General features: G+C 72.5%; 17 protein-coding genes. 16 read left to right on the top strand and 1 reads right to left on the bottom strand.

Annotated elements, in window-relative coordinates; all coding sequences use genetic code 11:
• From asnB to AB0M39_RS10860, 16 genes are read left to right on the top strand one after another with little or no spacing between them, the layout of a single operon-like run.
• The gene (gene asnB, locus AB0M39_RS10785; protein WP_365362477.1) at positions 1 to 1,935 is read left to right on the top strand and encodes an asparagine synthase (glutamine-hydrolyzing); all 1,935 of its coding nucleotides are present in this window, start codon (positions 1 to 3) and stop codon (positions 1,933 to 1,935) included.
• An 18-nt stretch (positions 1,936 to 1,953) separates the two neighbouring features.
• Entirely contained in the window at positions 1,954 to 4,143 is a 2,190-nt protein-coding gene (locus AB0M39_RS10790; protein ID WP_365362479.1) for a bi-domain-containing oxidoreductase, read from the top strand.
• Positions 4,140 to 6,134 (top strand): alginate lyase family protein, encoded by a 1,995-nt coding sequence (locus AB0M39_RS10795; protein WP_365362481.1) that lies wholly within the window; start codon positions 4,140 to 4,142, stop codon positions 6,132 to 6,134. Before AB0M39_RS10790 ends, AB0M39_RS10795 begins: the two co-directional genes overlap by 4 nt.
• A gap of 9 nt (positions 6,135 to 6,143) precedes the next feature.
• Entirely contained in the window at positions 6,144 to 7,664 is a 1,521-nt protein-coding gene (locus tag AB0M39_RS10800; RefSeq protein ID WP_365362483.1) for a right-handed parallel beta-helix repeat-containing protein, read from the top strand.
• Between the two features lies 1 nt (position 7,665).
• Positions 7,666 to 8,943: an O-antigen ligase domain-containing protein gene (locus tag AB0M39_RS10805; RefSeq protein WP_365362485.1), complete on the top strand. Its 1,278-nt coding sequence runs from the start codon at positions 7,666 to 7,668 to the stop codon at positions 8,941 to 8,943.
• A gap of 2 nt (positions 8,944 to 8,945) precedes the next feature.
• Positions 8,946 to 10,220 carry a glycosyltransferase gene (locus AB0M39_RS10810; protein ID WP_365362582.1) on the top strand — a complete coding sequence of 425 codons (1,275 nt, stop codon included), beginning with the start codon at positions 8,946 to 8,948 and terminating at the stop codon, positions 10,218 to 10,220.
• Entirely contained in the window at positions 10,217 to 11,452 is a 1,236-nt protein-coding gene (locus tag AB0M39_RS10815) for a class I SAM-dependent methyltransferase (protein WP_365362487.1), read from the top strand. Before AB0M39_RS10810 ends, AB0M39_RS10815 begins: the two co-directional genes overlap by 4 nt.
• Positions 11,449 to 12,243, top strand: coding sequence for a glucose-1-phosphate cytidylyltransferase (locus AB0M39_RS10820; RefSeq protein WP_365362489.1), 795 nt, complete (start codon positions 11,449 to 11,451; stop codon positions 12,241 to 12,243). The genes AB0M39_RS10815 and AB0M39_RS10820 overlap by 4 nt, the downstream gene beginning before the upstream one ends.
• Positions 12,240 to 12,902 (top strand): PIG-L deacetylase family protein, encoded by a 663-nt coding sequence (locus tag AB0M39_RS10825; protein WP_365362491.1) that lies wholly within the window; start codon positions 12,240 to 12,242, stop codon positions 12,900 to 12,902. The genes AB0M39_RS10820 and AB0M39_RS10825 overlap by 4 nt, the downstream gene beginning before the upstream one ends.
• A gap of 3 nt (positions 12,903 to 12,905) precedes the next feature.
• Complete coding sequence (locus tag AB0M39_RS10830; RefSeq protein ID WP_365362493.1) at positions 12,906 to 13,931, top strand: SDR family oxidoreductase; 1,026 nt, start codon at positions 12,906 to 12,908, stop codon at positions 13,929 to 13,931.
• Positions 13,919 to 15,202, top strand: a complete 1,284-nt coding sequence (locus AB0M39_RS10835) for a DUF4910 domain-containing protein (RefSeq protein ID WP_365362495.1) — start codon at positions 13,919 to 13,921, stop codon at positions 15,200 to 15,202. Before AB0M39_RS10830 ends, AB0M39_RS10835 begins: the two co-directional genes overlap by 13 nt.
• A gap of 5 nt (positions 15,203 to 15,207) precedes the next feature.
• Positions 15,208 to 16,503, top strand: coding sequence for a hypothetical protein (locus AB0M39_RS10840; protein WP_365362497.1), 1,296 nt, complete (start codon positions 15,208 to 15,210; stop codon positions 16,501 to 16,503).
• Positions 16,500 to 17,447, top strand: coding sequence for a glycosyltransferase family 2 protein (locus AB0M39_RS10845; protein WP_365362499.1), 948 nt, complete (start codon positions 16,500 to 16,502; stop codon positions 17,445 to 17,447). Before AB0M39_RS10840 ends, AB0M39_RS10845 begins: the two co-directional genes overlap by 4 nt.
• Complete coding sequence (locus AB0M39_RS10850; protein ID WP_365362501.1) at positions 17,444 to 18,664, top strand: polysaccharide pyruvyl transferase family protein; 1,221 nt, start codon at positions 17,444 to 17,446, stop codon at positions 18,662 to 18,664. Before AB0M39_RS10845 ends, AB0M39_RS10850 begins: the two co-directional genes overlap by 4 nt.
• A complete protein-coding gene (rfbC, locus tag AB0M39_RS10855; protein ID WP_365362503.1) occupies positions 18,661 to 19,212 on the top strand; it encodes a dTDP-4-dehydrorhamnose 3,5-epimerase in 552 nt (183 codons plus the stop codon). Before AB0M39_RS10850 ends, rfbC begins: the two co-directional genes overlap by 4 nt.
• A 7-nt stretch (positions 19,213 to 19,219) precedes the next feature.
• Complete coding sequence (locus AB0M39_RS10860) at positions 19,220 to 20,545, top strand: glutamate-1-semialdehyde 2,1-aminomutase (RefSeq protein WP_365362505.1); 1,326 nt, start codon at positions 19,220 to 19,222, stop codon at positions 20,543 to 20,545.
• Positions 20,546 to 20,552: 7 nt separating this feature from the next.
• Here AB0M39_RS10860 and AB0M39_RS10865 read toward each other — a convergent pair whose 3' ends face one another.
• The gene (locus AB0M39_RS10865) at positions 20,553 to 21,212 is read right to left on the bottom strand and encodes a phosphatase PAP2 family protein (protein ID WP_365362507.1); all 660 of its coding nucleotides are present in this window, start codon (positions 21,210 to 21,212) and stop codon (positions 20,553 to 20,555) included.
• Positions 21,213 to 21,729: the final 517 nt, after the last annotated feature.

Raw genomic sequence — 21,729 nt, forward strand, 5'->3', positions numbered from 1 at the left:
ATGTGTGGCATCGCAGGCACTTACCGATGGCCGGACGGGAAGGTCGTGACCGACCGGCTCACCGATACCCTCGCCCACCGCGGTCCGGACGGGGCGGGCCGCTACAGCCACTCAGTCGGCGACGGCGAGGTACACCTCGGGCACCGCAGGCTGGCCATCGTCGACCTGTCCGAGACCGGCGCCCAGCCGATGGTCTCGGGCGGCCTCGCCCTGACGTACAACGGCGAGCTGTACAACGCGCCCGAGCTGCGCGCCGAGCTGGCGGCCGCCGGGGTGCGCTTCCGCGGCACCTCCGACACCGAGGTGCTGCTGGAGGCGTGGCGCCGCTGGGGCACGGACTGCCTGACCCGGCTGCGCGGCATGTTCGCGTTCGGGATCTTCGACGAGCGAACCGGCGACCTGGTGCTCGCCCGCGACCAGCTCGGCATCAAGCCGCTGTTCCTGCTCCGGCGCGGCGAGGGTCTGGTGTTCGCCTCCGAGCTGAAGGCGCTCGCCGCCGCAACCGGCGGATCGCTGGAGGTGGACCATGGGGCGCTGGTGGCCTCGCTGCTGTACTACTGGGTGCCGGACTCGCGCTGCGCGTTCCGCGAGGCGGAGAAGCTGCCGCCGGGGAGCTGGCTGCGGTGCCGGCCCGACGGCCGGGTGGAGCGCGGCCGCTACTGGCATCTCAAGGACGTCGCCGCCGAGGGCCAGGAGCGGGCCCGCAGCGGCGAGCTGCCGGACCTGGCGGCCGTCGTCGAGGAGTCGACCCGGCGCCACCTGCTCTCCGACGTGCCCGTGGCGACCTTCCTCTCCGGCGGTCTCGACTCCAGCTATCTGACCGCGCTGGCGGCCCGCGACCAGCCGGGGATCTCCGCGTACACGATCGGTTTCCGCGCCGAGGACGCCAAGTTCGAGGCGATGCCGGACGATCTGCGCTATGCCCGGCAGGTGGCCGAGCGGTTCGGCGTCGACCTGCACGAGATCGAGATCGCTCCGAACGTGCTCGACCTGCTGCCGCAGATGACGTACCACCTGGACGAGCCGATCGGCGACCCCGCCGCGATCAACACGTTCCTGATCTGCTCGGCCGCCCGGGAGGCCGGGGTCAAGGTGATGCTGTCGGGGATGGGCGCCGACGAGCTGTTCGCCGGCTACCGCAAGCATCTGGCCAACCTGATCGCGCTGCGCTACCAGCGCGTCCCGCGGCCCCTGCGGCGCGGCCTGTCCAGTGCCGTGGACCGGCTGCCGGTCGCATCGGCCCGCCGCGGCTACCGGTCGGTGCGCTTCGCCAAGCGGTTCCTCTCCTTCGCCGATCTGCCGGAGGAGACCGCGTTCCGGCGCAGCTACACCATGTACGACCAGGACGAGCTGCTCGCCCTGGTCGATCCGGACCTGGCGGGGACGGTCGACGACGTGCTGACCGAGCACGCGGACGTCTACCGGGACAACGAACTCGACGACTTCGTCAACCGCATGTGCCTGGGCGACGCCCGGATGTTCCTGCCGGGTCTGAACCTCGCGTACACGGACCGCTCCAGCATGGCCGCGTCGACCGAGGTGCGGGTGCCGTATGTGGACGTCGAGGTGGTGAAGGCGGCGTTCGCGGTGCCCGGCGATCGCAAGATCGTCGGACGGCAGGGCAAGGCCGTCCTCAAGGAGGCGGCCACATCGATCCTGCCCAAGGAGATCGTGTACCGGCCCAAGGGCCTGTTCAGCGCCCCGCTGCGGGCCTGGATGAGCCGGGATCTGGCGCCGCTGGTGCGCGAGGTGGTCAACGACGGCGTGCTCGTCGAATCGGGGCTCCTGCGCCGTGACGCGCTGGCGCGCATGGTCGCCGAGGACGCCGCCGGGCAGCGGGACTTCTCCAAGCATCTGTGGCATGTGCTGACCCTCGAGTACTGGTATCGCGACGCGACCTCTGGGTCCGGTCAGAGCACTCGGTTAACGGCTTAGGAACTAAGAGGAGTTCGGGTGAAGCAGGTTGTTCAGAACTACAAGAGCGGCGAGCTGGCGGTGCTCGACGTGCCGGCGCCGGGGTGCAAGCCGGGCGGTGTGCTGGTCCGCACCGCGTACTCGCTGATCTCCACCGGGACCGAGCTGATGAAGGTCTCCGAGGCCGGCATGTCGATGCTGGGCAAGGCCCGCTCCCGGCCGGACCAGGTGGCGAAGGTCATGCAGAGCGTGGCGGTCAACGGGGTGCCCGCCACCTACCGCAAGGTGATGGGCAAGCTGGACTCGTACACGCCGCTGGGCTACTCGCTGTGCGGGGTGGTCGAGCAGGTCGGCGCCGGGATCGACGATGTGAAGGTCGGCGACCTCGTGGCCTGCGCCGGCAACGAGCACGCCCTGCACGCCGAGCTGAACTGGGTGCCGAAGAACCTCTACACCCCGGTGCCGGACGGCCTCGCGCCGCGGCACGCGGCCTTCGGCACCGTCGGGTCGATCGCGTTGCAGGGCGTCCGCCGGGGCGAGCCGCAGCTCGGCGAGGCGGCACTGGTCATCGGCCTGGGGCTGATCGGGCAGCTGGTGGTGCAGCTGCTCGCCGCCTCGGGAGTGCGCGTCGTCGGGGTCGACCCCGACCCGGCGCGCTGCGAGCTCGCCGAAAGCCTGGGCGCGGTGGCCTGCGGCGATCCCGCCTCCGCGGCCGTGGAGAACGCCGTCGCCGAGCTCACCGGCGGCCACGGCGTGGACCACGTGTATCTGGCCGCCGGCGGCGACAGCAACCAGCCCGTCGAGCTGGCCGCCCGGCTGAGCCGGGACCGCGGCCGGGTCGTCGACATCGGCAAGTGCCGACTGGACCTGCCGTGGAACGCGTACTACGAGAAGGAGCTCGACGTCCGCTTCTCCCGCAGCTACGGCCCCGGTCGCTACGACCCGGAGTACGAGCTCGAGGGGCGCGACTACCCGATCGGCTATGTGCGCTGGACCGAGCGCCGCAACCTCGCGTGCTTCCTCGATCTCGTCGCCCGCGGCCGCGTCGACGTGGACCCCCTGGTCTCCCGTATCGCCGACTTCGACGACGCCGTCGAGACGTACCAGAGCCTCAAAGACGGCGAACTGAAGGCCGTGGCCGTGCTGTTCCGCTACCCGGAGCACAAGGAGGAGGCCGCGCAGGCCCCGGCGGTGACCGTGCCCGCGGTGCGGCGCGGCGACAAGGCCTCCGCCCGGGCCCGGTCCGTCCACGCGCCGGTGCGCCTCGCGTTCGTCGGCGCGGGAAACTACGCGACGTCGATGCTGCTGCCGCACCTGGCGCAGCGCGACGGCGTCACGCTGTCGACGGTCGTCACCACGACGGCGCTGTCCGCGGCCAACGCGAAGCGGAAGTTCGGCTTCGCCGAGGCGACCACCGATCTCGACGCCGTGCTCGGCGACCCGTCCATCGACGCGGTGTTCGTGGTCACCCGGCACAGCTCGCACGCCGACCTGACCCAGAAGGCACTGCTCGCCGGCAAGACGGTGTTCGTGGAGAAGCCCCTGGCCCTGACCGAGGACGAGCTGGCCGACGTGCTCGCGACGGTGGAGAAGTCCGGCAACGACCGGCTGCAGGTGGGCTTCAACCGCCGGTTCGCGCCGCTGCTCCAGGAGGCCAGGAAGCGGCTCGGCGCCCGGACCGGGCCGGCGAGCCTGCGCTATCTGGTCAACGCGGGCCGTCTGCAGCACGGCAGCTGGTACCTCCGGCAAGGCGTCGAGGGCTCGCGGTTCGCCGGCGAGGGCGGGCACTTCATCGACACGGCGAGCTGGCTGCTCGGGGCCGACCCGGTCTCGGTGTACGCGGTCGCCGCGTCCGACAACGAGGACCTCCAGATCGTGCTGCGCTACCCGGACGGGTCCACCGCCACTGTCAGCTATGTCACCACCGGCTCCCCCAGCTTCCCTAAAGAGACGCTGGACCTGGTCGCGGACGGCAAGGTGCTGCGGCTCGACGACTTCGTCCGCGCCTCCGTCTACGACGGCCGAGGCAAGCGGTGGGTCAGTTCGCGGCTGCCCAAGGCCCGGGACAAGGGCCAGTCCGCCGAATTGGCCGCGTTCGTCAAGGCCGTGCGGACCGGCGGGCCGATGCCAGTGCCGCTGGAGTCGCTGGCCGCCACCACGGCGGCCACCCTCGCCGTGCAGGCCAGCCTGGCCGGCGGCGCGCCGGTGACGTTGGCGAGGGCGCGATGACGGTGAGCTCGGGGAGTCCGGGCTGGTACCTGCGGCGGCTGTCCCGGATGGGGCCGCGGGAGGTCGGCGGCCGGGCGGCCGACGCGGTGCGCAGGCGGCGGTGGCGCTCGGCGCGGCCCGAAAGCCCGAGCGTGACCGGCGCCCGGTTCACCTCGGTGCTGCCCGCCGGGACGGTCGCCGCGGTGCCGCCGGACGCCGCGAAGCGTCTGATCGCCGAGGCGGACCGGCTGATGGCCGGGCACGTCGAGTATTTCGGGGTGGTCCGCGACGACCTGGCCGACCCGGACTGGTGGTACGACCCGAAGACCGGGCGCCGGGCGCCGTGGGGCTACGCCTTCGACGTGCCGTACCGGGACGAGGACGCGTCCGGGGACGTCAAGCAGATCTGGGAGCTGTCCCGGCACCAGTACCTCACCGTGCTCGCCGCCGCCTACGCGATCACCGGGGACGACCGGTACGCCGAGCGCGTGGCCGAGCATCTGCGGCTGTGGTGGGCGGCCAACGCGCCGCTGCGCGGAGTGCACTGGATCAGCGGCATCGAGCTGGGGATCCGGCTGCTGTCCTGGGTGTGGATCCGCCGGCTGCTCGACGGCTGGCATGGCGCGGCCGGGCTGTTCGAGGACAACCCGGTGGCGCTGAACCAGATCTGGCACCACCAGCGCTGGCTGGCCGCCTTCCCCAGCCGGGGCTCTTCGGCGAACAACCACATCATCGCCGAGGCCGCCGGGCAGTTCGCCGCGGCCTGCGCGTTCGGGTGGTTCCCCTCCTCGGCGCGTTGGCGAGCCGACGCGCTGCGGTCGCTGGAGCGGCATCTGCGCGGCAACACCTTCGCCTCCGGCCTCAACCGCGAGCTGGCCACCGAGTACCACGGGCTGGTGCTGGAGCTCGCCCTGGCCGCGGTGGCCGAGGCGGACGCGGCCGGCGTGCCGGTCCCCGCGTCGATCCGGCTGGTGCTGCTGCGGATGACCGACGCGCTCGCGGCCGTCGTGGACAGCCGTCTGCGGCCGCCGCGCCAGGGGGACGCGGACGACGGGCACGGTCTGGTCGTGGACGGCGCGGGCGCCGACCGCTGGGCCTCGCTGCTGGCCACCGGGGACGCCGTGTTCGGCCGGCTCGCCTGGTGGCCCGAGGCGCCCTGCGCCGATGTGCGCACCCCGCTGCTGGCCGCGCTCATCCAGCCGTACGCGAAGAGGGAGACCGTGCCGGCCGTGTCCCGCCCGGCGAGTCGGCCGGCCCACTTCGCCGACGCCGGTATGACCATCCTGCGCGGTCAGGGAGAGACCGGAGAGATCTGGTGCCGCTGCGACGGCGGTCCGCACGGCTTCCTGTCCATCGCCGCGCACGCCCACGCGGACGCGCTGTCCGTGGAGGTCCGGCACGACGGGGTGGACGTGCTCGCCGACCCGGGGACGTTCTGCTACCACGGGCAGCCCGAGTGGCGGCAGTACTTCCGGTCGACCCTCGGCCACAACACCCTGCAACTGGACGGCGGCGACCAGTCCGTCTCCGGCGGCCCGTTCCTGTGGACCCGGCATGCCCGCACCCGCGTCCTGGTCGCGGACCCGTCCGACGCCTCCGGCCGGGGCACGGCCCGCTGGTGCGCCGAGCACGACGGCTACCAGCCCTCCGTGCACCGCCGCCGGGTGGAGCTGACGGCCGCGGACAAGGAGCTGAGGGTGGTCGACGAGGTGCGCGGCCCGCGCCGGGCCGTGCGCCTGGCGTTCCACCTCGGCCCGGCGATCGCCGCGGACCTGGTGGGGAGCCGGGCGCGGCTCGCCTGGACCGTGGACGGCGAGGACCGCTCCGCGGAGCTCGACCTGCCCGGGCAGCTGTCCTGGCAGGCGCATCGCGGCGAGAGCGACCCTCCGCTGGGCTGGTACTCCGCCGGCTTCGGGCGCAAGGAGCCCGCCACCACGCTGGTCGGCACCGGCTTCGCCGACGGCGCCGCGCCGTCAGGGGAGTTCACCACCGTACTCAGGTTCCACGGCTAGGGAGGACGTGTGGGGATCAAGTGGCGGCACCGGGCGTTGCCGGCGGCACCGCTGGCGCTGGCCCTGCTGGCGGCGACCGGCTGCGACAGCACGCCCGCCGCGCGGCCGACGCCGACCGCCGAGCCGTCGACGTCCGTGGCCCGGGTGTGCGCCAAGCCCGCGGCCGGGCCGGCGACGGCGCCGGCGGGCGCGGTGAGCGTCGACCCCGCGGTGGCCGGGGACCTGGCCGCGAAGACCAAGAGCAGCCCGCCGAACACCACGTTCTGGCTTCGGCCGGGCAGGCACAGGCTCGAGCCGGACCGCTACGCCCAGGTCATCCCCAAGGAGGGGAACCGCTACCTCGGCGCGCCGGGCGCGGTGCTCGACGGCCACAAGACCAACCAGTACGCGTTCGGCGGCGCCGCCCGCAAGGTCACCATCTCCCATCTGACCGTGCAGGGTTTCGTCGCGCCGCACAACGAGGGCGTGGTCAACCACGACTCGGCCGACGGGTGGGTGATCGAGCACGCGACGATCCAGAACAACTCCGGCGCCGGGCTGATGGCCGGCGTCCGCCAGCAGGTCCGCGCCAGCTGCCTGCGCGACAACGGCCAGTACGGCATGAACGCGTACAAGACCGGCGGACGTGTCAGCGGCCTGGTGGTCGAGGGCAACGAGATCACGGGCAACAACAGGGACGACTGGGAGCGGCGGCGGCCGGGCTGCGGCTGCACGGGAGGCGTCAAGTTCTGGGCCGTCGACGGCGCTGACATACGCGGCAACTGGGTGCACGACAACCGCGGCGCCGGGTTATGGGCGGACACCAACAACAACGACTTCCTCATCGAGGACAACGTGCTGGAGGCCAACGACGGCGCCGCGCTGATCTACGAGACCAGCTACAACGCGGTCATCCGGAAGAACACGATCCGGCGGAACAACTGGGTCGAGGGCCGCAAGCACGCCGACCGAGGCGACAACTTCCCGTTCGCGACCGTCTATCTGTCCGAGTCCGGCGGCGAACCACGGGTCCCGGCCCGCACGGACAAGATCGAGATCTCCCGGAACGTGCTGGAGAACAACTGGTCCGGGATCACCCTGTGGGAGAACGCCGACCGGTTCTGCAACAGCCCGGCCAACACCTCCTCCGGCGACTGCACGCTGCTGGTGAAGGACACCGACCGCTGCGCACAGCCGAGGATCGCCACCGCGCCGCTGTACGCGGACTGCCGGTGGAAGACCCAGCGGGTGGACATCCACGGCAACCGCTTCGTGCTGGACAAGTCCGTCGTCCACTGCACGGTGCAGTGCGACCGCATGGCGCTGCTGGCCAACTACGGCACCTATCCGGACTGGTCGCCGTACCAGGGCGAGCGGGTGGCCAAGGCGATCACCCGCGAGCAGCACAACCGCTGGCACGACAACGTCTACCTCGGACCGTGGACGTTCGTCGCCCACGACCCGAGCCGGGTCCTCGACTCCGGGCAGTGGCAGGGCACGCCGTACGAGCAGGACGAGGGCAGCACCTTCCGCGCACGGGACGGTGGTTGAGATGCGCCCAGACCACACGGACGACACGGACGACACAGACCGCACGGGCCGCACGGACCACACCTCGAAGATCGTCGGGACGGCCTGGGGGCTGCTGATCCTCAACACGCTCGGCTCCACCGGGGCGCAGACCATCGTCCCGCTGCCCCGCTCCCTCATCCAGATGGTCACCATGGGCGCGCTGGTCGCCGCGTTCACCCTGGCGCTCGCGGTCAACCTCCGGCTGCGCATCCGGGCCAGCGCCTACGTACTCCTGCTGACGCTGCTCCTGGTGCCCAGCGTGATCTCCAGCGCGAACCTGGAGTCCGGGTTCGGCGCGCTGTTCCGCTGCGCCCGGCTGGCTCTGTTCGTCGGCACGCTGTGGCTGCTCAGCCGCTGGTGGGACGGCAGCCTGACGTTCGTCCGGCGCCATATCCGGATGTACTTCGCGGTCCTCGCCTCGGTGGCCGCCGGCGCGGTCATCTCACCGGGCGCCGCCCTGCCCGAGCTCTACGGCGGGCGGCTGGTCGGCGCGCTGTGGCCGCTCACCCCGCCGCAGATCGGACAGTACGCCGCGGTGATCATCGGGCTCACCGTGCTGCTCGTACTGGGCCGCCGGACCGACAGGGGCAGCGCGGCGGCGGTCATCGTGCCGGCGCTCGTCCTGCTCGCGCTGACCCATACCCGCACGGCCACGCTCGGCCTGCTCATCGGGCTGATGCTGGCGATCGGCTCGCTCGCCCTGACCAGCGCCGCCGCCCGCCGGTTCTTCGCCTGGACGGTGCTGTGCGCCACGGTGGCCGCGGTGGGCTTCGGCTCCCTGCTGCAGGCGTGGTTCCTGCGCGGACAGAGCCAGGAGAACTTCTCCAACCTCACCGGCCGGGCCAAGGTCTGGGACGCCCTGCTGGCAGCGCCCCGGACCACCTCGGAGTATCTGTTCGGCGCGGGCCTGGGCGACAAGTCGTTCGGCGGGCTGCCGATCGACAACAGCTGGCTGGCCGTCTACCACGAGCAGGGCATGACCGGCGTCGCCCTGGTGGCCGCGATCATCATCGTCCTGGGCGGCGTCGCGCTGCTGCGGCCGCCGTCGCTGCAGCGGGCCTGCGCGATCTTCCTGATCAGCTACTGCGCGATCGCGTCGTACACCGAGGCCGGTCTGGGCGACGCCTCGCCGTATCTGCTGCATCTGGCCGTGGCCGCCTCGCTGCTGGCGGCGCCCGCCGCGGCTGCTCCCCCGGCGAAGCCCGAAGTCCCTCAACGAAGCGTCCAGCGATGGGCCCAGAGATCGGAGGCGACCTGACCATGCACGTTCTCGTGGTGCACAACCGCTACGCCTCGGCGCAGCCGAGCGGGGAGAACAAGGTCGTCGACCAGGAGGCGGCGCTGCTGCGCGAGGCCGGCCACCGGGTCGAGGTGTTCGAGCGGCGCAGCGACGACATCGGCGCCCGGTCCCTGCTGGGCAAGGCCGCGGTGCCGCTGCTCGTGCCATGGAACCCGGCGGTCCGCAAGGAGCTCGCCGCCCGGCTGCGCACCGAGCGGCCGGACGTGGTGCACGTCCACAACGTCTTCCCGCTCCTGTCGCCGGCGGTGCTGGCCGCCTGCGCCGACGCCGGCGTGCCCGCCGTCGCCACGCTGCACAACTACGCCCAGGTCTGCCCGCCCGGCACGCTGCAGCGGGACGGCCGGCCGTGCACCGAGTGCGTCGGGACCGCGCCGCTGCCCGCCGTCCGGCACGGCTGCTACCGGGGCTCCCGGCTGGCGACGGTGCCGCTCGCGGTCAGTCTGTCGGTCAACCGGCGGCGGTGGTGGTCCGGCGTGGAGCGGTTCTTCTGCATCTCCGCGGCGCAGCGCGACGTCCTGGTGGGGGCCGGTCTGCCGGCCGAACGGCTGGCGGTGAAGCACAACTTCGTGCCCGAGCCGGGCGTCCGCCGCACGGGCGCCGGCGAGCATCTGCTCTATCTCGGCCGCCTCGCGGAGGCCAAGGGCCTGCGGCTGCTCATGGCCGCGTGGGACGAGCTCGCCGCGGCAGGCGGTGTGGGCGTGCCGCTGATGATCGCCGGCGCGGGACCGCTGGAGCCGGAGGTGGCCGCCTGGGCGGCGGGCCGGGACGACGTGCGGTTCGTCGGTCTGTACGACGTGGCCGAGTGTCGGCAGGCCGTCGCGCGGTCGGTCGCCGTGGTGGCGCCCTCCACGTGGCTGGAGACGTTCGGCCTGGTGGTCGTGGAGGCGATGGCGGCGGGGGTCCCGGCCGTCGCCGCCGGTCACGGCGCGTTCGTCGAGCTGATCGAGGACGGGGTGACCGGGCTGCTGCACCGGCCGGGCGAGCATGCCTCGCTCGCCCACTGCCTGCGCCGCGTCGCGGCCGATCACGGCCGCAACCAGGAGATGGGCCAGGCGGCCCGGCGCCGTTACGAGCAGGGTTTCAGCCCGGCCGTCGGGCTGGAGCGCCTGGTGGAGGGGTACCGCTCCGCGATCGCGGGTCGGTCAGGCGGCGGGGACAGCCCGCCGCCGCAACAGACGCACACACTGGCTCGCCGCGGGGACACCCGCGCGAGCAGGAATGGGGGGAACGGATGATCGGATGCCGACTCTGCGGCTCGGCGGCGCTGGAGAGCGTCGTCGACCTGGGGGCGACCCCGCCGTGCGAGAGCTTTCTCGCCGCGGACCAACTGGACCAGCCTGAGCCGGCGTACCCGCTGCACCTGCGGGTCTGCACCGACTGCTGGCTCGCGCAGATCCCTCCGCTGATCACGCCGGAGGAGACGTTCAAGGAGTACGCGTACTTCTCCTCCTACTCGACCTCCTGGGTGGAGCACGCGCGCACGTTCGTCGCCGACGCCGTAGAGCGCCTCGGTCTCGGCGTGGACGCCTTCGTGGTCGAGGTCGCGAGCAACGACGGGTATCTGCTGCGGCACATGGTGGACCGGGGGATCCGGTGCCTCGGCGTCGAGCCGTCGGTGAACGTCGGCGCCGCGGCGCGGGACGCGGGCGTGCCCACGCTCACGGAGTTCCTGAGCCCGGACACCGGCTCGGCCGTCCGCGCCGAGCACGGCCCGGCGAACCTGGTCGTGGCCAACAACGTGTACGCGCACATCCCCGACGTGGTCGGGTTCACCCAGGGGCTGCGCGCCCTGGTCGCCGACGACGGGTGGGTCTCCATCGAGGTGCAGCACCTGCTGACCCTGATCGAGGAGAACCAGTACGACACGATCTACCACGAGCACTTCCAGTACTACACGGTCGCCTCCGCCGTCCGGGCACTGGCCAGCGGCGGACTCACGCTCGTGGACGTCGAGCTGCTGCCCACGCACGGCGGCTCGATCCGGCTGTGGGCCCGGCCGGCCGAGGTCGCCGGCGAGCCGAGCAGCCGGGTGGCCGACGTGCTGGCCCGGGAGAAGGCCGCCGGGCTGCAGGAGCTGTCCGGGTACACCGAGTTCTCCGCCCGGGTGGCCAAGGTGCGCCGGGATCTGCTGCGGTTCCTGATCGAGGCGGCCGAGCGCGGCGAGACGGTCGTCGGCTACGGCGCCCCGGGCAAGGGCAACACCCTGCTCAACCACTGCGGGATCCGGCCCGACCTGCTCCCGTACACCGTCGACCGCAACCCCTACAAGCACGGCCGGTTCACCCCGGGCACCCGCGTCCCGATCCTGCCGCCCGAGCAGATAGAGCTCGACAAGCCGGACTACGTCCTCGTCCTCCCGTGGAACCTGCGGGCCGAGCTGGTCGAGCAGCTGTCCTTCGTGCACGAGTGGGGCGGCCGGCTGGTCTTTCCCATCCCGGAACTGAGCATTGTCGAGGTCAAGCGATGAAGGTCGTACTGTTCTGCGGCGGTTACGGGATGCGGATGCGCAGCGGCGCCGCGGACGACGTGCCCAAGCCGATGGCGATGGTCGGCCCGCGGCCGCTGATCTGGCACGTCATGCGCTACTACGCGCACTACGGGCACAAGGAGTTCGTCCTGTGCCTCGGGTACGGGGCCCACCACATCAAGGACTTCTTCCTCAACTACGAGGAGACGACGTCCAACGACTTCGTGCTGCGCGGCGGGCAGACCGAGCTGCTGTCCACGGACATAGCCGACTGGACGATCACGTTCGCGCAGACCGGCATCGAGTCGCCGATCGGGGAGCGCCTTCGCCGGGTGCGGCACCACCTGGACGGCGACGAGATGTTCCTCGCCAACTACGCCGACGTGCTCACCGACGCCCCGCTGCCGGAGATGATCGACTCCTTCGCCCGGCGCGACGCCGGCGCGTCGATGATGGTGGTGCCGCCGCAGTCGTCGTTCCACTGCGTGGAGCTGGGCTCGGACGGCCTGGTGGGCGGCATCACCGCGGTGAGCGACATGCCCCTGTGGGAGAACGGCGGCTACTTCGTGCTCCGCCAGGAGGTCTTCGACCACATACCGGAGAACGGGGACCTGGTCGCCGACGGATGCGGCCAGCTCGCCAAGTCCGGCCGGCTGGTGGCGCATCAGCACCGCGGCTTCTGGAAGCCGACCGACACCGTGAAGGAGCGGGCCGCGCTCGACGACGCGTACGCCCGGGGCGACCGGCCGTGGGCCGTGTGGGAGCGGGACACCGTCGGAGCGAGGGCGTGATCCGGCTCGGGGCCGGGCGCCTGGACCGGATCGTCGCGGTGGGCGCGCACTGCGACGACATCGCCATCGGCGCCGGCGGCACGCTGCTGACGCTGTGCCTGGCGCGGCCGGGCATCCGCGTCGACGCGCTGGTGCTCTGCGGCGGCGGCAGCGAGCGGGAGCAGGAGGAGCAGGCCGCGCTCGCCGCCTTCTGCCCGGGCGCCGACCTGCGGCTGACCGTGCTCAAGCTGCCGGACGGCCGGATGCCCGCGCACTGGGAGGAGGCCAAGGCCGCGGTCGAGGAGCTGCGCGAGCGGACCGAGCCGGATCTCGTGCTGGCCCCGCGCACCGAGGACGCGCACCAGGACCACCGCGGCCTGGCGCAGCTGCTGCCCACCGCGTTCCGCGACCACCTCGTACTCGGCTACGAGATCGTCAAGTGGGACGGCGACCTCGGCCGTCCGACGGCGTACCAGCCGCTGACGCCGGAGATCGCCGAACAGAAGGTGCGGCTGCTGCAGGAGCACTACCCCTCGCAGCGGCACCGGCCCTGGTACGACCGGGAGGCCTTCCTCGGGCTGGCCCGGATCCGCGGCATCGAATGCCACGCCCGCTACGCCGAGGCGTTCGCCGTCGCCAAACTCACGCTCGATCTGAGCACTTTCGAACTGGGGGAATGAACCTTGCGCGTACTGCTGACCGGACACCAGGGCTACCTGGGCACCGTGATGGCCCCCGTCCTCGCGGCGGCCGGGCACGAGGTCGTCGGTCTCGACTCCGGCCTGTTCGCCGACTGCGTGCTGGGCCCGCAGCCCGCAGACCCTCGCGGGCCTCGGGTGGACCTGCGCGACGTCACGGCCGACCATGTGGCCGGGGTGGACGCCGTGATCCATCTCGCGGCGCTCTCCAACGACCCGCTGGGATCGCTGGCGCCGGAGCTCACCTACGACATCAACCACCACGCGTCCGTACACCTGGCCCGGCTGGCGCGCGACGCCGGCGTGCGGCGCTTTCTCTACGCGTCGACCTGCTCCGTCTACGGCGCCGCCGGCGGAGACGACCTGGTGGCCGAGGACGCCCCGCTGCGCCCGGTGACGCCGTACGCGGAGTCCAAGGTGCGGGTGGAGGACGATCTGCGCGCGCTGGCCGACGGCGACTTCAGCCCGGTGTACATGCGCAACGCCACCGCCTTCGGTTACTCGCCCCGGCTGCGCGCCGACATCGTGCTGAACAACCTGGTGGGCCACGCGCTCCTGTCCGGCGAGGTGCTGGTGCTCTCCGACGGCACCCCCTGGCGCCCGCTGGTGCACGCAGCCGACATCGCACGCGCCTTCACGGCCGCGCTGAGCGCCCCGCGGGAGGCGGTGCACGACCAGGCGTTCAACATCGGCAGCGAGACCAACAACGTCACGGTCGCCGAGATCGCCGAGCAGGTCGCCGAGGCGGTGTCCGGCGCGAAGGTGGTGATCACCGGGGAGAACGGCGCCGACCCGCGGTCGTACCGGGTGGACTTCTCCCGGTTCCGCGCCGCGATCCCCGGCTTCGACTGCGAGTGGACGGTGAAGCAGGGCGCGCTCGAACTCGCCGACGCCTACCGCGAGCACGGGCTGACCCGGGAGGACTTCGAGCAGCGCTTCACCCGTCTCGCCGTGCTGCGCGCGGCGTCCGACGCCGGTCTCGTCGACGACACTCTGCGGTGGCGCCGATGACGACGGCCGGCGAGCAGATGCACGCCCTGGTGGAGCGGCTGTACCCGCTGTGCCGGAGCATCACGGGCGACGGTGTGCGCGCCACTTTGGAGATCGTCGGCGAGTACGTCCCGCTCCAGGTGCACGAGGTGCCGACCGGGACGCAGGTGCTCGACTGGACGGTGCCGCAGGAGTGGAACATCCGGGACGCGTACATCGCCGACGCCGCAGGCAACCGGGTCGTCGACTTCGCCGCGTCCAGCCTGCATGTGCTCGGCTACAGCGTGCCGGTGTCGCGGACGATGCCGCTGTCCGAGCTGCGCGCGCACCTGCACACCCTGCCGGACCACCCGAGCTGGGTGCCGTACCGCACCAGCTACTACCAGCCGGAGTGGGGGTTCTGCCTGGCGCAGGACACCTTGGACGCGCTGCCGGACGGCGAGTACGAGGTGTGCGTCGACTCCACGCTCGCGGACGGCCACCTCACCTACGCCGAGCATGTGGTCCCCGGGCAGGTCCCCGACGAGGTGATCGTCTCCTGCCATGTCTGCCACCCGTCGCTGGCCAACGACAACCTGGCCGGCATCGCGGTGGCGACGTTCCTGGCCCGCGCGCTGGCGGAGCAGACGCCGTACTACACCTACCGGTTCGTCTACGCGCCCGGCACCATCGGGGCGATCACCTGGCTGGCCCGCAACGCGGAGCGGATCGAGCGCGTCAAGCACGGCCTGGTGCTGGCCTGCGCGGGCGACTCGGGCCGACTGACGTACAAGCAGAGCCGGCGCGGCGACGCGGAGATCGACCGGGTGATGCGGCATGTGCTGGCCGCCTCCGAACGCCCGCACAGCGTCGACGAGTTCACTCCGTACGGCTATGACGAGCGGCAGTACTGCTCGCCCGGGTTCGACCTCGGCGTGGGCTCGCTCAGCCGGACCCCGTACGCGGGCTACCCCGAGTACCACACCTCGGCGGACAACCCGGACTTCGTCTCCCCGGAGGCGATGGCGGACACCCTCGCCGTCTGCCGCGAGGCGTTCGCGATGCTGGACCGCAACCGGAGGTACGTCAACCTCAGCCCGTACGGCGAGCCACAGCTGGGCCGGCGGGGGCTGTACGACTCGCTCGGCGGCCGCAGCGACGCCAAGCAGGCCCAGATGGCCATGCTCTGGGTGCTCAGCCTCTCCGAGGGCGAGCACAGCCTGCTGGACGTCGCCGAGCGGTCCGGTCTGCCGTTCGACGCGGTCGCCGGCGCGGCCGAGGCCCTGCACGGCGCCGGGCTGATCAAGGCGTGACGCCGATGACCACCGGGAGGGACGAGTCGACGGACGCCGCGGCCCGGCCGAGCGCCAGGCGGGCCATCGCCGGACGGCTGTCCTGGGGACTGGCCGACCAGGCGGTCTGCAGCATGACCAACTTCGCGGTGGGCGTCTATGTGGCCCGCTCGCTGGGCCTTGCCGCGTTCGGCGTGTTCAGCCTGGCCTGGGTGACCTACGGCGTGGTGCTCAGCGTCTCCCGGGGCCTGGCCACCGACCCGCTCGTGGTGCGCTTCAGCGGCGTGCCCGACGCGTCCTGGCGCGCGGCGGCGGCCCGGTCCTCGGGCACCGCGCTCGGCGTCGGCGCCGCCGTCGGCGCGGTGTGCCTGGTGGCCGGGCTGAGCGTCGGCGGCCGTGTGGGGCCCGCGTTCGCCTGCCTCGGCGTGGTGTTGCCGGGGCTGCTGCTGCAGGACGCCTGGCGGTACTCGTTCTTCGCCGCGGGCACCGGACGCAAGGCGTTCGTCAACGACCTCCTGGGAGGCCTCGCACTTGTCCCGGCCCTGGTGGCGGCGGCTAGCGTGGGCAGCGTGGAGGCCTTCGTGCTCGCCTGGGGCGCGGCGGCCGCGGTGGCCGCGGGGTACGGCTGCCTCCAGTCCGGCATCCGGCCCCGGCCGACCGGAGCGCGCGCGTGGCTGCGCGAGCAGCGCGACCTCGGCTACCGGTACCTGGTCGAGAACGTCGGCGTCAGCGGCGCGTCCCAGCTGCGGGCGTACGGGCTCGGCGCGATCGTCGGGGTCAGCGCGGTGGGCGTGGTCCGGGGCGCCGAGCTGCTGCTCGGCCCGTTCCTCGCCGTGCTGATGGGTCTCTCGCTGGTCACGGTCCCGGAGGCGGCACGGGTGCTGCGGCAGGCCCCGCACCGCCTCGCCAGGTTCTGCCTCCTGCTGTCCGGCGCCCTCGCGGCCGCCGCGCTGCTCTGGGGCGGGGCGCTGCTCCTGGTGCCGGACCGGGCCGGCGAGCTCGTGCTCGGCGACGTCTGGCCTGCCGCCTCGGAGCTGATCGTGCCGGCCACGCTCGGCGTCGCGGGCGCCGGACTCGGCATCGGCTCGGCGGCCGGGCTGCGCGCGCTCGCCGCGGCCCGGCGCAGCCTGCGCGCCCAGCTGTTCGCCTCCGTCTGCTACGTCGGCGGCGGGCTCGGCGGGGCGGCCGCGGCCGGCGCCGTCGGCTCGGCCTGGGGCGTCGCCGCCGCGACCATCATCAGCTCGGCCGTGTGGTGGCTGCAGCTGCGCTCGGCCCTGCGCGAGCGCGACCAGAACCCCGTTCCCGAAGTGAGGACGTCATGACCGCGCAACCCCGGCTGAGCATCGGCCTGCCCGTGTACAACGGCGAGGAGTATCTCGCCGAGTCGCTCGACGCCCTGCTGGGCCAGACCTACGAGGACTTCGAGCTGGTCGTCTCGGACAACGCCTCGACCGACGGGACCCAGTACATCTGCCGCAAGTACGCGGCGCAGGACTCGCGCATCCGGTACCTCCGGCTGCCCCGGAACATCGGCGCCGCGCCGAACCACAACTACGTCTTCACCAAGTGCCGCGGCGAGCTGTTCAAGTGGGCCTCGCACGACGACCTGTACGCCCGGGACCTGCTGCGGCGCTGCGTGGAGGCACTGGACGAGCGGCCGGAGGCAATCCTCGCGCACAGCGACCAGGCGGTCATCGACGAGGACGGCAAGGTGAAGGTCCCGTACGACTACGGGCTGGCCACTGCCTCGCCGAGCGCGCCGGAGCGCTTCCGCAGCCTGCTGTTCGAGCCCGGCGGCGACGACTTCTACGGGGTGATGCGCGCCGACGTGCTGCGCCGGGTGAAGCCGCACGACAGCTACCACCACGCGGACCGCACGTTCGTCGCCGAGATCACCCTGCACGGGCCCTTCCACCAGGTGCCGGAGCTGCTGTACTTCCGCCGCGACCACCCCACCCGCGCCGAGCGGGCGAACCCCTCCAAGCGCTCCCGGTGCGTCAACCTGGACCCGCGCCGGGCGGGCCTGCTGCACCCGACGCCCCGGCTGCTCGCCGAGTACGTCTGGGGCTTCGCCTCGGCGGTCCAGCGGGCGCCGTTGTCCTCGGCCGACCGGCGCGCGTGCCACCGGCATCTGCTCGAATGGGCGACCAGCCGGGTCAGGCCGGGCGCCGGCGAGCGGGTCGAGGACCGCGCCCCGGTCGACCCGGGCCGGCACAGCGTCTCCGTCGACGCCCTCGTCGCCGGACGCGAGGGGCGGCAGACATGAGAACTCCCGTACGCGTGGGGGTGTTCGGCCTGCTCGGCTCCGGCAACCTCGGCAACGACGGATCGCTCGAGGCGGTGCTCGGGTACCTCAGCGCCGCGCACCCGGACGCGGTCGTGGACGCGCTGTGCGGCGGGCCCGAGGTCGTCACGGCCCGGTACGGAATCCCCGCGACGCGGCTGCACTGGTACCGCGGGGAGTACCGGACCGCGTCGCGTGCGGGCGCGATCGCGGGCAAGGGCGTGGGCAAGCTCGTCGACGTCGTCCGCACCGCCGCCTGGGTGCGCCGGCACGATGTGGTGATCGTGCCGGGCATGGGCGTCCTGGAGGCCACGCTGCCGCTGCGGCCGTGGGGCTTCCCGTACTCGCTGTTCCTGCTCTGCGCGTCCGGCCGGCTGCTGGGCGCCCGGGTCGCGCTGGTCAGCGTCGGCGCCGCCGCGATCGGCAGCCGGCCGACCCGGGCCCTGGTGCGCTGGTCGGCGAAGCTCGCCACGTACCGCTCGTACCGGGACGGCCCGTCCCGCGACGCGATGCGGGCGATGGGCGTGGACACCGCGCGCGACGAGGTCTACCCGGACCTCGCCTTCGCCCTGCCGACGCCGCCGGCGAGCACGCCGTCGGGCCCGCCGGGCCAGGTCTGCGTCGGCGTCATGGCCTTCCACGGCGGCGACGACGACCGCGCCCGTGCCGAGGAGATCCACCGGCGCTATCTCGAAGGGACGATCCGGTTCGTCCGCGCGCTGGTCGAGGACGGCAGGCCGGTCCGGCTGCTCACCGGCGACGCGTGCGACCGGCCGGTGGTCGACGCGATCCGGGACGCGGTGGACTCTCCGCTGGTCACCGCCGCCGAGGCGGTTTCGCTGGCCGACCTGATGAAGGAGACGGCCGCTGCCGACACCGTGGTGGCGACCCGCTACCACAACCTGATCTGCGCGCTGAAGGTCGCGACGCCGACCCTCGCGCTCAGCTATGCGGCGAAGAGCGACGCGCTGATGGCTCGGATGGGGCTGGGCGCGTACTGCCACCCGGCTCGCGAGGTCGACGCCGACCGACTCCTCGAACAGTTCCGGGAGTTGGAGAAGCGATCGACGGAGCTGCGGCGGACCCTCGCCGAGCGGAACCAGGACGCCGCCCGGCGCTTGAAGGACCAGTTCACCGCCTTGACCGAGGCCTTGTTCCCGACGACCGACCACGCCCAGACCTTGCGGAAGGCTCCATGAAAGCGACCGAAGTCCCGACCATCGCCGGCGCGTACCTGTTCGAGCCGACGCCGTACGCCGACGAACGCGGCTTCTTCTGCCGCACCTTCGACACGGACGTGGTCCGCTCGGTGGGCCTCGACCCGGGCGCCTTCGTCCAGGACAGCGTGTCCCGCTCGGTCCGGGGCGTGCTGCGCGGTCTGCATCTGCGCTCCGGCGCCGGCGAGGCCAAGCTGGTGCGGTGCTCGTACGGGAAGATCTTCGACGTCGTCGTGGACCTGCGGCCCCACTCGCCGACCTACCGCAACGTGGCCACCTTCGAGCTGTCCGGCGATACGCAGGCGAGTCTGTACATCCCGGCGGGGTGCGCGCACGGCTTCCAGTCGCTGACCGAGACCGCCGACACCTCGTACCGGATCGACCGCCCGCACGATCCGGCCGAGGACGTGACGATCGCCTTCGACGACCCGGAGCTCGCCATCGCATGGCCGCTGCCGGTCACATCGATGTCCCAGCGGGACCGGGAGGCGCCGAGCCTCGCCGAGGCCCTGAAGCAGAAGGAGAGCTGAAGCCACCGTGGACACCGAAGAGTTCCAGCTCCCCCGGTCGCGGGCGGCGAACGAGCGGCTGCACGCCCTGATCCCCGGGGGCGCGCACACCTACGCCAAGGGCGACGACCAGTACCCCGAGCACCTGGCGCCGGTCATCAGCCACGGCCGCGGCGCCCATGTGTGGGACGTCGACGGCAACCGCTATATCGAGTACGGCTCCGGCCTGCGGTCGGTCAGCCTCGGCCACGCCCACCCGCGCGTGCTCGAGGCGGTGCGGCGGGAGCTCGACCGCGGCAGCAACTTCGTCCGGCCGTCCATCGTGGAGGCCGAGGCCGCGGAACGCTTCCTGGCCACCGTGCCGACCGCGGAGATGGTGAAGTTCGCGAAGAACGGCTCCGACGCCACCACCGCCGCGGTGCGCCTCGCGCGCGCCGCGACCGGGCGCCCGCGGGTGGCCCTCTGCGGCGACCATCCGTTCTTCTCCGTCGACGACTGGTTCATCGGCACCACGCCGATGTCGGCCGGCATTCCGACGGCGATCACCGACCTCACCGTGGCCTTCCCCTACGGGGACCTGGCCGCCACGGAGGAGCTGCTCACCCGGTACCAGGACGAGGTCGCCTGCCTGATCCTCGAGCCCGCCGGCCACACCGAGCCGCCGCCCGGCTACCTCGAGGGCCTGCGCGAACTGGCCGACCGGCACGGCTGCGTACTGGTCTTCGACGAGATGATCACCGGCTTCCGCTGGTCCGAGGCGGGCGCACAGGGCCTGTACGGCGTCGTCCCCGACCTCTCCACGTTCGGCAAGGCGCTGGGCAACGGATTCGCCGTCTCCGCCCTGGCCGGGCGCCGCGATCTGATGGAGCGGGGCGGGCTGCGTCACTCCGACGACCGGGTGTTCCTGCTGTCCACCACGCACGGTGCGGAGACCCACTCCCTGGCAGCCGCGATGGCCGTGCAGACCGTCTACGCCGAGGAGGGCGTCACCGCGCGACTGCACACCCTCGGCGACCGGCTGGCCGCGGGCGTCCGCGACGCCGCGGCCGGCATGGGCGTCGCCGACCACGTCGTCGTCCGGGGCCGGGCCAGCAACCTGGTCTTCGCCACCCTCGACGAGAACGGCCGGCCGTCACAGCAGTACCGCACCCTGTTCCTGCACCGGCTGCTCGCGGGCGGGGTGCTGGCCCCGTCGTTGGTGGTGAGCAGCGCGCTCGACGACGCCGACATCGAGCACACCGTCGACGTGGTGGCCCAGGCGTGCGCGGTGTACCGCAAGGCACTGGACGCCGGCGACCCCACCCCGTGGCTGGCCGGACGACCGGTGAAGCCGGTGTTCCGCCGCCGGGCGTGATGTGCCGTCAGTCGCGCTGTCGCCGGTCGGCAACCAGGTCGACCAGCCAGGCGGTCGCCGGCGCCACCGCCAACGCGGTGCACCACCCACCGAGAACGTCGGTCGGGTAGTGCGCCCCCAGGGCGACCTGCGCCCATCCCATGGCGGCCCCGGCGACCAGCGCGGCGGCGAGCACGAGTGACACACCGCCCCTCCTGCCGAGCCCCAGCCGTCCGACGGCAAGCAGCGCCACCACGAGGGCGAGCGCGGTGAGGAAGGCGGTGTGCCCGCTCGGATAGGACAGGTTGTCCTCACCATGAATGGTGCGCCCCACCAGGGGCTTGAGCAGCGTGGTCGTCCCCACGGCCATCCCGGTTCCTGCAACGACGAGCACGGCCGCCCGAGCCCACCGAAGCAGCAGGCAGCCCACCACGGCGCCCACGACCAACATCGCGGCTCCGACGGGCTCCCCCAAGAAGTCGACGGCCAGGGCGACCTGCCGCCACGGCGGCCGCACGCTGTCCGCCGTAGGCGAGACGACCCACCTGTCCCCCCTCCCGGCTTGACTGCCCCCGGCATACAACACCCCGAGCCCGAAGACCACGAGGGCGGCGAGGACGGCGGCCAGCCCGAGCCAGCCGCGCAGCGCGGGGGGCAGCACCGCGGGTGCCGACCGCGCGGTCGTCACCGGCCCACCGCGTTGGGTCGAGCTGGGGGGCTCGGGCGGGATCGGGAGACGGTGGTCAGGGTCTTGACGTGTTGGGGCGGGGTGAGGGTGCGGGTCTTCTTCCGGCCGCCGTCGCAGCCTATGCAGCAGATGCGACACACCTCCCCCTCCCGTCGGGGCCGACGCCATGTCACCCGCCACGACCACGATTCCGCGCCCCAGAGAACTGCCCGCTGCCGCCTAGCCACCCTAGCCAACAAAGCGAAATCCGCAGCAGGTTTCCGTCCGGGTCAGTGACGGACCGGACGCTCACGCCGTGTCTGCGGCGCTTGGCCGCTCGCAGTTGACCGCGTTAGAGGCAATCGCGACGGAGGTCGACGAGATGGCCCCAACTGCACGATGACGCGCTAGAGTTGCGCAGCTCACGGGATATCCGTCCATAGATGTGCTGGTTCTGAAGGCACTGTGATGAGACGTCAGCAGGTTTGTCCGGCTGCGGCAATCTGGCTGGACGCTGAAGTATTTGGGGGAACTCGCC

This window comes from Streptomyces sp. NPDC051907 (assembly GCF_040681075.1).
Taxonomy (GTDB): Bacteria; Actinomycetota; Actinomycetes; order Streptomycetales; family Streptomycetaceae; genus Streptomyces.